This window comes from uncultured Gimesia sp., from assembly GCF_963976445.1.
GTDB lineage: Bacteria > Planctomycetota > Planctomycetia > Planctomycetales > Planctomycetaceae > Gimesia.
Genome location: NZ_CAXBKP010000005.1, coordinates 165664 through 179327 on the forward strand (window position 1 = coordinate 165664; position 13664 = coordinate 179327).

Here is a 13664-nt window from a genome sequence, read left to right on the forward strand (position 1 = left end):
AACTGGTAAGATAGGTTATGAACTCCAAGCAAAATCAATCCGAAGTCTCCCGCCGGGATTTTCTCCGCGTCGGTAGTTTGAGTTTCGTTGGATTGTCCATGTCCGAACGGGCGGCGTTATCTGCCGCACAAAATGACCGTTCGCAGAAGAACTGTATTCTGATCATGATGACAGGGGGCGCCAGCCAACTGGAAACATTCGATCCCAAACCCGATGCGCCGGCTGAAATTCGAGGGCCGCTCAAAGCGATCTCGACGTCGGTACCGGGGCTGTTTGTGAGCGAAGCCTTTCCACAACTGGCTCAGCGTGCCAGCCAGTTCTCTCTCGTCCGTTCATTGTATCACGATGCAGCGCCGATTCATGAAACCGGCTACCAGCTGATCCAGACAGGTCGGCTATCAAAAGGGGCATTGAATTATCCCTGTTTCGGATCGGTCATTTCGCGGCAGTTTGGACCGCGTGGCGATGCGCCTCCTTTTGTCGTCTTGCCACGACTGGTTGGTTCACTGGGAGTGAATATGTACCGCGGGCAGCAGGCCGCCTTTCTGGGAGAGGAGTTTGATCCCGCGACGACCGTTGGCGAGTCTTCGGTCAGTGGAGAATATGAGATTGAAATTGAAGGTGAATCCAAGGCGATTCAGCAACAGTATGGAAAACATCGGTTCGGCAGTCTGATGCTGCAGGCACGACAACTGGTCGAGCGGGGAACGCGGTGTGTGATCGTCAATTTATTCGATGAGCTACATCAGCAGCTGACCTGGGACTGTCACGGCACGGGAACAGGGACTTCCGGAAAAGTCTATGAGTATCGAGATTCATTGGGACCTGCTTTTGATAAAGCGTTATCGACATTGCTTGATGATCTCTCTTCCAAGGGTTTGCTGGAAGACACACTGGTGGTTGCGACTGGTGAGTTCGGACGCACGCCTCAGATCAATGCACATGGCGGCCGAGATCATTGGCCTCATGTCTGGTCGGCGTTGGTTGCTGGCGGCGGTACACCCGGTGGTCAGGTCGTGGGGGCCAGCGATGCCCGGGCCAGTGCGCCAGTGGAACGTCCGGTTCACGCTTCCGAATTGACGGCGACGATTTATCATCACCTGGGACTCAACCCTGGCAGCAGTCTGGCGCAGATGAATGATCAGGAACTGAAACTGGTAGACGCATCACCGGTCGCGGAATTGATTACTGGGTAATCCTGCTCGTTGCAATCGCGATCTTTTCAAGCGGTCTCTGCACTGGGGGGCTCGTTTTCTTCAGCGATGATCGTTTCGATTTCAGACTGATCGCACTGGAAGCAGTTACTGATTTCCTGTGAGGAAAATCCTGCCTGACTCAGGTAAACGATCATGAATCGCCGTTCAGCAGCTTTGGTGAACTTGCGGGGATTCTCATACACGAAAATGTCTGGTCCCGGCTCCTCTGTCGAGGAGGCTACCTCACCCGCGTTCTGTTGTGCCAGTGCTAGTTGCTGGCGTAAGCGATTGATTTCTCGATCTGCATCCCGCAGCAATTCATCTAACACTTGCAGGCGATCATCGCTACGGGCATCGACTTCTCTGCCATACTCATAGAGCTTGACTTCAAGTTGATCGAGCCGATTCAACTGGCTTTGTTCGCGGGTGGCAATTTCCTTCTGGGCTTCTTCCAGTGGATTTCGCTTGCTGATGCGAGCCTGTTCACGAAAGCTTCTCCTGAGAGACCAGGCGACAAGCAGTATCAACACGCCGGTTACAATGACGTAGCTATTATTAATGTCAAACATGATTGGCAAGTCATCCTTTACTTCCAAACGAAATCAAATTAACGCAGTTGTCTCTGCTTCGCTCTGACGATCTTCCTGATCAAACTAAGCGAGTTTATTCATGGTCATGGTCATGGTCGTGGTCGTGGTCGTGGTCGTGGGGGACATTTGCTGCGGCATCGATCGAAGTCGCCGGTATTCCATCAAACAGGAAGGCAGCTTCGGCAGCACGATAGATGGTTCTGAGTGAGACCTGATGCGTCGCCGCCAGTTTCGCACACGATTCATATTCCGGTGTAAAAATCGTTTGCTGGTTCGGTGCGAGAGAAAGTTTTCCTTCTACCTCTCCCCACGCGGTTTTGACTTGCTGCTGTTGACGGGGACGAATGGAACGCTGTAACTGATGCCGGCGGATACCCAGAGTTTCGGTTTCCTGGAACAGAATCGATTCCAGTTTGTCTGCTGACTCCGGCTTGCAAATCAGACTCAGCATCACGGCTGGGCGGTCTTTCTTCATCTGAATCGCTGACGTATAGACGTCCAGCGCGCCTGCTGCCAGCAGTTTTTGTTTCGTATAGCCAATGACTTCTCCTGATATATCATCCAGGTTTGTTTCGAGCAGTGTCACATAATCGGTATTGCTGGTCGTAACTGATTCCCCAACAAACATGCGTAGCAGGTTGGCACGTTCTGGAAAGTCTTTCGTGCCTGCTCCGTACCCAATTTCTTCAATCGTCATCGGAGGCAGCATGGAGAAACGATCGACGAGTGTTGAAATGATGGCGGCACCAGTGGGAGTGGTCAGTTCGGCTTGAATCGGAATGTCCGCCAGGGGGATCCCTTTTAAGAGTTCGGCCGTTCCCGGGGCTGGTACGGTGCAGATGCCGTGATCGATTTTAATCTGACCGTAACCCGTTGGAATCGGGCTGGAAATGATTTGCTCGACCCCCAGCAGGTCAAAGCCGATCGCGACTCCCACGATATCCACAATGGAATCGATGGCACCAACTTCATGGAAGTGTACTTTCTCGATGGTTGAACCATGCACTTTCGCTTCCGCACCCGCGATTGCTGAAAACAGTGCGAGCGACTTTTCGTACTGTTTCGGAGTGAGTTGGTCCGCCTGCTTTAGGATCTTTACGATATCGCTTAAGTGACGATGGGCGTGTTGTTCGGGATGTTCAATTTGTACTGAAGTCGCATGGAATCCCCCCTTCATGGTGGAAGAGAATGAGAGCTTGACGCCTGGTATTCCGAGGGAGTCAATCCCGGCTATGATCTGATCTGGATTGACGCCCGCATCAACGAGGGCAGCCAGCGTCATATCACCACTAATTCCAGTAGAACAATCTAAATAAGCAATCCGCACGGTCGGGTATCCAGGGGGGGAAAAATGGAAAGTAAACGGGTCAATCGCAGTAGCGGATTCTAAAGATAACCGGCTGGTTCTCCAAGGTCAATTCGGTGCCGCGGATCTCAATATGATCGGGGTAACTCTAACAATAGCAGGCAGATAATCGAAAGTGGCGATTCACAAGAGTAGAGCCAACTCTCGCGATTTCAATAAGATTCGGGCGACTGGTCTGTTTTAGGCTCGGATTGGTAACCTGATCACTCAGTGAAGCAGGATGAATTCAGCGTTGATAGATAGGCAGGTACTGGTATTCGACGGCGAGTGCGAGGACGGCCAGAGTCGTGGCATACACTTTCCCGGCTTCTTTTTCGCTGCCTTTGTTGGCCAGCCAGCTGCCATCGTGCTTTTGCATTTCCAGCAACTGGGGAACGATGGTTGCGCGGGTTTTCTTCCAGTATTCGCCCCCCATCTGAAACATGCCGACACTACAGTAATACGCGCCATAAAAATAATAGAATTCATCCGGGTGTAATGGACGCTGTACGAGATAATCGCCCGCTTGCAGGGCATCGGGTGTATGATGTTTCCCGCAAATTTCCAGAGCGAGAATTCCCGTGCCTGTTCGCGTCGCACTGGGGGCTCCACCTGGCTGATAGGCAAACCCCACATTATTTCGCCCACGGCAGTGCCGTACATAGGCGACTGCTTTATCGATATGGTCGGCGGAAATATCACAGCCGATATTTTTCGCGGCACGCAGTGCCAATAGCTGCCAGCCGGTGACACTGAGGTCGCTGTCTTTACTTGTTTGGGTGTAACGCCAGCCACCCGCATTTCGTTTATCTTTGGAAATATCCTGTGCCGACACGATCAATTTAATAGCGCGTTCCAGCACTTGATGGCATTTTTTTTCGCGTTCCCCGGTCAGCATGCCTGCGACTTCAGCCAGCATCAACGTACTGATGCCGTGGCTGTACATTGGGCCGTGACTTTTATGATGCACGACTAGGCCATTATCGATCTGATGTGCCAGGACCCAGTCGATGCCTTTGTTAATCTGATCACCGTAAGGGCCTTCTTCCGGAACATAACCGGCAGCCATGAAGGCCATGATGGCCAGTGAAGTCGCAGCCGTTGATTCCCCGTAAGAATTAAACGACCAGGCGCCGGAGGGCTGTTGCGATTTTGATAAGAACTGTACCGCTCGTTGAATGCTTGAGTCGAGTTGTTTTTTCTGTGCGTCGAGTTCCTGAGCCCGGCAATGCGCGGTCGTTTGCAGGGAGAATCCCAAAAACAGTAATACAGTCAACCAGCGCGACATGGATTTTTTCCTATGATTCGGAACGCAAAAAATTCTTACTTGCTGTCGGATTTGGATTTGGCAATTGCTTCAAAATAATGCTTGATTAAGCGGGCATATTCCGGATCGGTTCGACTGCGAGAGCCTTGCAGGATTTCCGTATCGAGATTTCCGGGAAGTTCACCCCAGTTACGGCTCGACATTGTTTTCAATTTGGTTTTGAGCTGCGTGAAGTCGACACTGGATTTGGCGCCACCCCCCTCACTCTCGCCTTGTCCTTTTCCCGGAGCCATATTTTTGGAAGCCGTCTGCGACTGTTGTCCTTTGCCAGGATCGGAACCCTGCTGGGATTTTGACTTTAATTCGGTTGCTGCCTGTGAAAGAGATTCGGCTGCCCGTTTGAGCGATTCGGCTGCTTTTTTGGATGCAGATGGTTTTCCCTTCTCTGACTGCTGGCTCTGGTTTTTCGAATTCTGGGAAGCCTGTTCTTCCTGAGATTGCCCAGCGTCGCCGGGTTCCGCTTTCGCCTGGCTGTTCTGGTCTTTCCCTTGGGATTCACCCTGTTTCTGATCAGCAGCTTTTGCTTGTTTTGGATCCGAATTCGCATCGCGGGGAGCCGTCTGCTTTTCCTGAGCCATCGTTTGATCGCCGGCGTTTTTGAATTCCGGAGTCTGTTCCAGCTGTTTTTGTGCGTTTCTCAGTTGTCTGGCGGCATCGGTGACTTGATCGCCTACTTTTTCAGGAACGGGAGACTCTTTCTGCGATTTCCGACCTGCCTGTTGCGCTTTGCGTGACGCTTCCTGAAGTTCCCGGGCTGCCTGCCGAGCCTGTTCTGCCGCGAGTGACAGATTTTCCTCAGAGAGTCCTTCGACTGCTTTCTGCATTGCCTGGCCGGCCTTGGCTGTTTTTTCCTGCGTTCGTTCGGCCTGTTGGCTCTCTTTTTTCAAACTTATCGGATCGGTTTCCAGTTTTTCTGATGTCTCGGCCAACTGCTGAGTCAAGGCCTGTGTCTGTCGGGCGAGGGCTTCCTGGGAATTCTTCAAAGCTTCCTGCCGCATTGCTTCCGAGTTGGAAGCCTGCGCCATTTTGCCTGCCAGCTCTCGTTGCAGGTTTGCCATTTGTTCGGCCTGCTCGAGAAAGGCATCGCGTTCTGTCTGTTCGTCTTTTTTAGACTGATGAGCCTGTATTATGGCTTCGGCCATTTTCGCAGCTCGGTTGGCTGCCTGGCTTGCTTCATGAAGTTTGCCAGAGTTCGCGGCTTGTTGTGCTTTGATCGCTTCTTCTGCAAGTTGCGTGGCTTTGCGTGTGGGTTCGGATTCGGGACCAAATTGCTGTGCAGTCTCTAAAGCGAGATTGGCCGCCGCCTGGGCCAGCATTTGCTGCTGACGTAGTAAATTGCGGACGGATTCCGGTTTGGCTGGTTCTGCTTTTGCCTGCGACTTTTCACGACTCATGTTGGTTTCTGCAGGTTGTGTGTTTGTCGCTGGTTCTGCATTAGCAGCGTTTGCAGCTGCTGTCGGTGCTTCGTTTCCGTTTGCAGCCGGTGGTGCTTGTCCGGCAGGCATTGGCTCCTGTGGGGCTGACTGCTGAGCAGGTTCTGCTGTCGCTGGTCTACTCGCAGCGACTGGTGCCTGCTGTTGGATTGCATCTGCCAGTTGCCGTTGTGGTTCGATCAACTGCGAGGTCTGATTGACGAGTGAATTGAGCTGTTTCAATTGATGGTTACGAGCAGCATCGACCAGTTCTGGCCGGCGTTCGAGTAACTTGTCCAGATCTTTCGCGAGACTTGACTGGCGGTGTTTCAGTTCTGCCTGCAAATTCGCCAGTTCTTTTTCCATTTCTGGTGTCAGATTCTGGTGAGGCTGATCCTTTTGTTGTTCCGGCGATTTGGGATCTTGCTTGTTTTTTTCACCTGCCGGCGGTTGCTTGTTGTCTGCCTGGGCTTGTGGCTGCTGGGTGGCAGATTCCAGTTTATCATTGAATGACAATAGATCATCGGCGAGATGGTTCGTCTCTTCTGCAAGCCGATTCAAATTCAGTAAATCATTTTCCAGTTCCACCAGCTTCTCATATTGTTGGACGAGGTCTCCCAGTTTCTTTTCAGTCGCGGTCATGGTCGGGGGCACCGGTTTCAGGTCGTGCTTCGCCTGTTTTACTGTTTCTGAGCCGGCGGCCGATTTTAATGTGTCATGATTTTTCACGAAATCGGTTCGCGCGACAGATTGCGTTTTTTCTGCCAGTTTCTGATACAGGGGAAGTTGCAGAAATTCATTCGCCACGTTTTCCAGTTGCTGGGCGAGCTTGCGTTCCACCTGCGTCATTTTTTGCAGCTCGATCTGATCTCCGGCAGCAAGTTTATCTTGCTCCTTTAATTTTTTCAGATCGGCAATCTTTTGATCGACCTTCTGCTGATGTTCTTTATAGTCCTGTTGGATCTTTTTCAGCTCATCACGTAATTTTTGCTGGCGGGAAATGACGCCTGCCGAAAGCTGCTGTTCTGCATTTTTATCAATTCCGAACACCCGGGGTGTCGACCAGGCCACATTCGGGGAGGGAACCGCGCGGTTATCAACGGCACGAACACGATAGGTGAAGATATCAGCCTGCTGTGCTTGCAGATCCGAAAGTGGGATCTTGAATTCATAAGCCACGGAAGAGACGCCGAGTAATTCTACCGGAACTTTGGTGATGGTTGCTTTTTCATCCAGCTTCTTGACATGAATTTCCAGCTCTGCGATAGAGAAATCGTCAATGACTTCGACAGGAACGGTCAGGCTTTCATCTGGTTTGAAAAATTCCGGCTGATCATAGATTGAGAGTTCAATTTCCGGCGCACGGTCCAGCATGACTTTGACCAGATGCTCTGATGTCTGTGTCTTCAGGTTCCCCTGCTGACCAGTCAGTGCGATATGGAACAAAAAGCTCTTTTTGTGTACCGGTAATTCAAGTCGGGCGGTCAACAGGTCGTCACTCAAGACAAACTCTTTTTGCTCGACCGGGGGGCGTTCTTTTGATTCCGTGCCGGATGCATAAAGCTGGTACTGCAAAGTTGCTTCTGTGACAGGGCGATCAAAAGTCAGGTTGATCGTGAGTTGGCTTTGCTCCAAAACATTGATTTCGCTGGGGAGAACCGTCAATTCCTGCTGTTTGTGTTGGGTGTATTCGGGGGGAACGATGATTAACTGGGTATCGGTGATGGAGGGCGGTTCAGAGATCTGGATTGCGTATTGTTTACTGCGGCTGTGATCCGTTGTGATTTTATATTGGAATCCGGTCAGCAGACGTGAGAATTGGGTCATGTAATGGCCGGCTTCCGGATCTAGATCCATGCGTCGGGTAAACTGTTCCCCCTTGGCATCTTCCCATTCGATCCAGACTTCATCGATGGTCCCCGGCTGCTTGGTATGCCAGTGTGGGGTTGCGACAATTTGCAGATCTTTTCCACGGGCAACGGTTTCATCGCCGGGCTGTACTTCGAAGTACAGTGAACTGACTGTAGCAAAATTACCCCAGGGAATGACACTCCGCGAGAGTAACAGACGATACGCATCCGGCCAGATCAACAGCGGCGTTAAAAAGATCAATATCGCGATGCCCGCACTCATGATAAAACGCATCGCGCGATCTGAGGGGACCGTGTCAGAAATGTTAAACGTGGTTAGCGAAGCGATGGTTTCTTTGGCCAGGCGTTCCCGCATCACAACCGAGCTGGATTCATTTTGCGCAGTGGATAATTCCAGTACCGACGTCAGCCGTTCATTCAGGTCAGACTGTGATTCTTCCACAATCGCAGCCAGTTCCACCGGCGTTCTTTTGTGAAAGACGCGACGCAGCATCGCAAACCAGACACAGGCAACGAGTACCGTGACAGAAAGCGAACTCAACACAATTCGTGCCATCGTGCCCAGGGAAAACAGAAAGTCCAAGCTGATCTGCAACGTCACCAGACAGATCAAAACGAGCACAATGAATCCTAACCCTCGGAGCAGAGCCAGAGAACGGATTCTGCGATCGAGCTGGTTCAACTGATGTTTCAGTTCATTAACAAAATGATCTAACTGCCCATCCATAGTTTGTCTCAGCAGGAAATGGTGTTGAATGATTTTGAGGTGAACGGTCCTTGCAGACCGGATACACAGATATTGTAACAAGATCTGGTGTGAAATAGGCCAGAAAAAACCGTTGGAAGCCTAAAATCGTGTCAAGGTAAACCATTCAGTTTGCGAATCGCCCATTCTACCGTGAGAATACCCATGATCAGAGTCAGAATCAGCCAGTGGTCCCATAGTGTGATTTCATCTTGATTGGTCGTTTCCTGGCTTAAAGTGGGCAATAATTCCAGCAGTTGATCGATTGTCCCGGGCGTCAGCATTTTTCCGCCACTAGATTCTGCCATTTCCGAAAGTAACTGTGGGTTGGACGTTAAATTACCCAGCTCAATTGTCTTAATTTCATGGACGAACAGCGGAGTCATAATTTCTTTTCCCTGAGCCACTTCCGGCGATGTAATCAGTTTGAGCTGGTATTCTCCCGCTGGAAGTGCGGGAAGATTCGCTTCATGGATCACTGGCTGGTTCTTTTGCCTGTTGAGATCAAATGACGCAATTACTTTATCTGGCTCGATTGCTTTCGCAATGGTTACACTGGATTTCACATCAGGGAATCGGTCCAGATACTTCTGAGTCCAGCGTGCCGTCGCAGTTGTGATTTCTCCGGCATCAATGTCGGTTTTGCTCAGGCTGAATTTGACGAATTCATTGCCGGCGGATGCTTTATTGCGGGCAGCCCAGCGTGCCAGTTGGCCCCAGAAGCGGTGGTGATATCGGTCTCCCACTCGATACCGCCAGCGCCAGGTACTGTCGATCCCAATCCAGATCACTTTTCCGGAACCGTATTGCCGCTGAATAATCACGCCATCGGTTTCTTCGTCAAGCGGGGCATTGAAAGGCGAAATCCCATAAGCCAATACGGAAGCACCCGGTTTCAATTCTCCCTGCAGAAACCAGAGGTGCCCCGGAAGCTGTTCCCAGATATCACGGTTGGTTGCCGGGTTCACGTCAAATTGGAATAGCGGTTCCGCTTCTCCTTCCGGCGTCAGGCGAAGCCGCATACCTCGCTCGGCGGGAGGCACTTTAAAATTTGCCTGATTCCAGTCGACTGCTTTCAGATTTTTGAGTGGCAGGAGTTCATTCAGGATTTCTGATTGATGTCCCAGAGGCAGATATTTTTTCCCCGCCAGTAGAACCAGTGTGCCTCCCTGGTCGGCAACGAAAGTTTGGATGTGTTCCCAGTTTTCCAGGTGCGCAGGACTCACATCGCCGATGATGATCAGATCTTTTTCTGCGAAGGGATGGGGGTTGTCTGCCAGATTCGGTTGTTTGTTTTCGGGGGGCGTTTTAATTAATAATTGATTTGGAAAAAACGGCTGGGGCAGGAGACCCATGTAAGGCTGTTCAAACAGGACCTGCTGCAGTTCAATCCGCTTATCGCGTTCGAGTGCGTTGTGCAGGTAACGAAATTCCCACCGCGCCGTTTCTTCGACCAGTAACACGTGTGATTTGTCATCCACGATATTAATCGCAAAGCTTTTCTCGTTGTTATCGTCGCGGGTCTCTCCCGGCAGGAGAGTTGTTTCGATTTTGAATTCCTGTCTCCCCAGTTTTCCAGAGTCGAGTTCAAATTCAAGCAGTTTGCTGATTCCCTGGGATTTAAATTGTTTCACAGCGACTTCACGGTCGTTCTGTTTTAAGACCACGCGCACTTCCTGGCCTTCGTAGCCGCTTGTCCCAATTCGGGCTTTGAGTAATGGCTTGTCGTCTTTGAAGGTCGTTTGCGGATAATCGAGGGCTGCAATTGAGATGTCTTTCGGCTGATGTGCTGAGCCCAGAATCACTGGGTAAATCGGTATCTGCATTTGCCCTAGTTGCTCCGCGGTCGAGACCGGGTTGAGTTGGCTATTATCGCGGCCATCTGTCAGCAGGATGTATCCGGAGATGGGCGAGGCTCCAGATTCGGGACTGCCGGCGGAGGCTTTGAGTGCCTGCGAAAGATTGGACAAGCCCATATGGACCTGATTGGGAACCTGATCGAGCCCTTCTTCCAATGCTGTTTTCTCTGCCAACACCGCATCGCCGGCAAACAGCACGAGATCAACCTGTCCCCGTTTCTGTAATTTCTCCAAGATCGGATTGGCCGGATTCAATAACAGTTTTTGCGCGATTTCCTTACGGGATAGTTTGTCGATTTCCGCAAAGAGTTCTTTGAGATTCTGTTTTCGACTTGCCGCTAGTTTGGTTCTTTTTTCCGGATTCGCAGTTTCGCTCTCATCGACCCATGGTGGTTCTTGCTTTAAGGAATAGGCGTTTTCCCAGCGGTCCAGGCGTTCGTCGATCTGATCGTTGCCGATCATTTTTAGAGCCCGCGCCAATTGCAGTTTTTCCAGATCGCTGGCATGGCGATCCTGGGTGTTCATACTGTCGGATACATCAACGGCGACTACCAGACGGCCTGTTGTTTCTGTATTGAAGGACCAGGTTAGAACTGGTTCCAGAAATGTGAGCAGAATAAAAATGAGGGTCGTTACACGCAGTGCGATCAGGGTATTTCCCACCGCAGGCGCAACCAGCCGCCGTTCGTAGCGAAAGAGCAGGACGATGGTCACCAGCGCCAGCATCACGGCACAGACGCTGACTATCGTCCATCCGCTCAATTCGAAACTGTTAAACTGGAAGTGCCGTTCACTCATGTCAGCAAAGATCTTAAATAGTGGGATGGGGGTGATTAATGGGAATTATCAGAGAGGGTCGCATGCCCACCCTGTACGAGTCGCCTTGTCAGAAACAACTCTCCTACCATTAACAGCAGGAAGATCAATAACAGAAATCTCCAGAATTCTGTTTCTGAAACATCCGAAAACATCGCCTGTTTCAGTTCATCCAGTGTATTAAAAAATTTCAAATGATAATCATCTGTCAGGGATTTCTGTTGTGCTTTCGAGAGCGGCGTTAAATCCGATTCACTGCGGTCAAAATTCACAACAAAGCGATCTGCTTTCAAGTCGGTTTCTACACCCTGTTTGGGATTCAATGCATATACGCCGGGTAGCGAGGTGTTTTGAGATTGAAAGGTCGCTCCGTTAGCAGAGGGATCAATCGTACCGGTGACCGGGGTGTTGTTCGGGTCGAGAACTTCGAGCTGGTCGATCGTCGTCTTGGCCGGTACGGGGACGACAATGGGTTCATCAGTATTAATATTTCGAAAAACGCGTCCTGAAGAGAGTTCGAAAACGGCTTCATGCAGAAAAGGGACATAATCGGGCTTGGTCGGCAGATTATTCCAGTCGGCATCGAGGGATGACGTCAGTAGTAAAACACGACCCCGTTCGTGGTTCATCAAATACATCAGTGGTTTGTTATTACTCAGCTCGGCAATTTTGACGGGTGTCGATCGCGGTTTAGCCTCCGATTTCTCAGCCTTATCGTCGGGAGGTTTCACGTCTTCGTCGAGAATCGAGACATCCCACCAGTGGTTAAACCGGGCTGAAGTCAGGCCGCTGGCGTATTCTCCGCGAAAGCGGGTTAGCCAGGGCATTTGCAGGCTGTCTGAACTGATTTGAGTCAGATTGCCGAAGTCGATCCCCGGATTTGATTCGTGTGCTTTGAGTTCAACAGGGATTAAGCCATCCGCATGAAACAGCAGCTTTTGATATTGTTCGGGGTTGATCTGATCTCCCAGCGTAATCATGACGCCGCCCCCTTCGTGATTGACGAAATCAATCAGATCGCCTGCTTGTGTTTCGGTGAGCGCATCCACATTTGCCAGAATCACAACCGCCTGATTTTTTAAGATCTCGGCATTCAGCTGTTCTTTCTCGATGATGGTTGTCTGAATCCAGGGGGTGCGGTTTGTGGGAGCCATTAATGCCAGGTTGGCAAAAAACACTTCGCTGCGTGTCGGGTCAAAACTGGGGGTGCCATCGACCAGCAGCACAGGCAGGGCGCTGGTGACATGCAGAGCCGCATCCGATCGATCATCTCCCGGAAGTTGATCCGGGTCCAGCACAACACTGACGACGTGGGTTCCTTCGTCTTCAAAGCGATACTGGAACTCAATCGCGGCCTCGCCATGATTTTCAATTTTCACCGATTGTGTCTTTTCTTTGATCCGCTGGCCATCGACCTCGAAATAGACAGGAGAGATCAGCGTTGGTTCAGTGCCATCGTAGCGAATGGTGGTCGCGATTTTTACAGGAAGGTTTTTCACACAGACTTCACGCGAAACGGTTAACTTTTCGACCCGTAAATTGGATTGCAGTCCCTGATTCTTTTCTCCCGCCACATTGGTGGCCCATAGATCAATGGGCACAGCCGATTGTTGCAGCAGGTCATTGACCTGATCCCAGAGAATCGTATCCTGTGGCGTCCAGCAGAAAGCCTGATCGTCCGTCAGGACAATGATTTCCCGTTCCAGATTGGATGTTTTACTCAGAGTCTGAACGGCTTTGGAAACCGAGTTTGCCAGATTAGATGATCCGGAAGGGGGGGGCAGCTGATTCAATTTTTCCCGCACCAGTTCAAACTGATGTGTGGGAGACTCGGTCACCAGACGCGGTTGGTCGCGGGCATCGATGATCGTAATCGTGTCTCCCGAGTTCAATTCTTCCATAAAACGGTGTACCCATTGAATGGCGGCAGAATGTGGCGTGGTTGCTTCTCCCTCCCATCCCATGCTGTAAGAACCATCTATGATGAAGACCACGTCGCGGGATTGTGTCGAAATAAATTTTGATAAAAATCCGCCGGAAATCCAAGGCCGTGCTAGTGCAAACGTGATGAGTGCAATCAGTAGCATGCGAATGGCCAGCAGCAGCCAGCCTTCCAGGCGAATGCGGCGTCGGGTACGTCGGCCCAGTTCCAGAAATTGCATCGCTCCCCAATGCACGATGTCGTAGCGTTTACGACTCAATAAATGCACTAAGAAGGGTAGTGAAATCCCCAGCAGGCCGAGCAGCATCAGCGGATTGAGGAAATCAAATGTCATGAATGCCTGCTGTGTCTGGGGGATGAATGAGGAAACTACGCACGAGATGTTTCAAAAAGAGAACATCAATAATTATATGCAGGAATCGTCGTAAATGGTATTGCTTACACAATTAACAATTTAAGTCTGGCATAAATACAGTTTTCTGGCGAACTGGTTTTTAAATCCCGGTTCAATGATTATGATGGACTGAACAGGGGCATGTAAACATGTCCGCTTGATTTTCA

Annotated in this window: 7 protein-coding genes; 1 reads left to right on the plus strand and 6 read right to left on the minus strand. The window is 50.7% G+C overall.

The genetic code is table 11. The features are described from left to right. The first annotated feature begins 17 nt into the window (after positions 1 to 17). Complete coding sequence (locus AAC022_RS07880; protein ID WP_339729814.1) at positions 18 to 1196, plus strand: DUF1501 domain-containing protein; 1179 nt, start codon at positions 18 to 20, stop codon at positions 1194 to 1196. A 26-nt stretch (positions 1197 to 1222) separates the two neighbouring features. On the opposite strand, the gene AAC022_RS07885 is transcribed toward AAC022_RS07880, so the two are convergent. From AAC022_RS07885 to AAC022_RS07910, 6 genes are all read right to left on the minus strand, one after another. Next, positions 1223 to 1765 carry a hypothetical protein gene (locus AAC022_RS07885; RefSeq protein WP_339729817.1) on the minus strand — a complete coding sequence of 181 codons (543 nt, stop codon included), beginning with the start codon at positions 1763 to 1765 and terminating at the stop codon, positions 1223 to 1225. Positions 1766 to 1859: 94 nt separating this feature from the next. After that, positions 1860 to 3113, minus strand: a complete 1254-nt coding sequence (gene larC / locus AAC022_RS07890; RefSeq protein ID WP_339729820.1) for a nickel pincer cofactor biosynthesis protein LarC — start codon at positions 3111 to 3113, stop codon at positions 1860 to 1862. Positions 3114 to 3378: 265 nt separating this feature from the next. Then, on the minus strand, positions 3379 to 4419 hold the full coding sequence (locus AAC022_RS07895) for a prenyltransferase/squalene oxidase repeat-containing protein (RefSeq protein WP_339729823.1): 1041 nt from the start codon (positions 4417 to 4419) through the stop codon (positions 3379 to 3381). A gap of 35 nt (positions 4420 to 4454) precedes the next feature. Further along, positions 4455 to 8468 (minus strand): hypothetical protein, encoded by a 4014-nt coding sequence (locus AAC022_RS07900; protein ID WP_339729825.1) that lies wholly within the window; start codon positions 8466 to 8468, stop codon positions 4455 to 4457. A gap of 131 nt (positions 8469 to 8599) precedes the next feature. Then, positions 8600 to 11143, minus strand: a complete 2544-nt coding sequence (locus tag AAC022_RS07905) for a vWA domain-containing protein (RefSeq protein WP_339729828.1) — start codon at positions 11141 to 11143, stop codon at positions 8600 to 8602. 35 nt (positions 11144 to 11178) lie between these two features. Next, positions 11179 to 13437 (minus strand): BatA and WFA domain-containing protein, encoded by a 2259-nt coding sequence (locus tag AAC022_RS07910; RefSeq protein ID WP_339729832.1) that lies wholly within the window; start codon positions 13435 to 13437, stop codon positions 11179 to 11181. Between the last annotated feature and the right edge of the window lie 227 nt (positions 13438 to 13664).

Excerpts from the sequence above, each read along its gene's own strand:
- AAC022_RS07880 (WP_339729814.1), top strand. The coding sequence starts at position 18 with ATGAACTCCAAGCAAAATCAATCCGAAGTCTCCCGCCGGGATTTTCTC.
- AAC022_RS07885 (WP_339729817.1), bottom strand. The coding sequence starts at position 1,765 with ATGTTTGACATTAATAATAGCTACGTCATTGTAACCGGCGTGTTGATA.
- AAC022_RS07895 (WP_339729823.1), bottom strand. The coding sequence starts at position 4,419 with ATGTCGCGCTGGTTGACTGTATTACTGTTTTTGGGATTCTCCCTGCAA.
- AAC022_RS07900 (WP_339729825.1), bottom strand. The coding sequence starts at position 8,468 with ATGGATGGGCAGTTAGATCATTTTGTTAATGAACTGAAACATCAGTTG.
- AAC022_RS07905 (WP_339729828.1), bottom strand. The coding sequence starts at position 11,143 with ATGAGTGAACGGCACTTCCAGTTTAACAGTTTCGAATTGAGCGGATGG.
- AAC022_RS07910 (WP_339729832.1), bottom strand. The coding sequence starts at position 13,437 with ATGACATTTGATTTCCTCAATCCGCTGATGCTGCTCGGCCTGCTGGGG.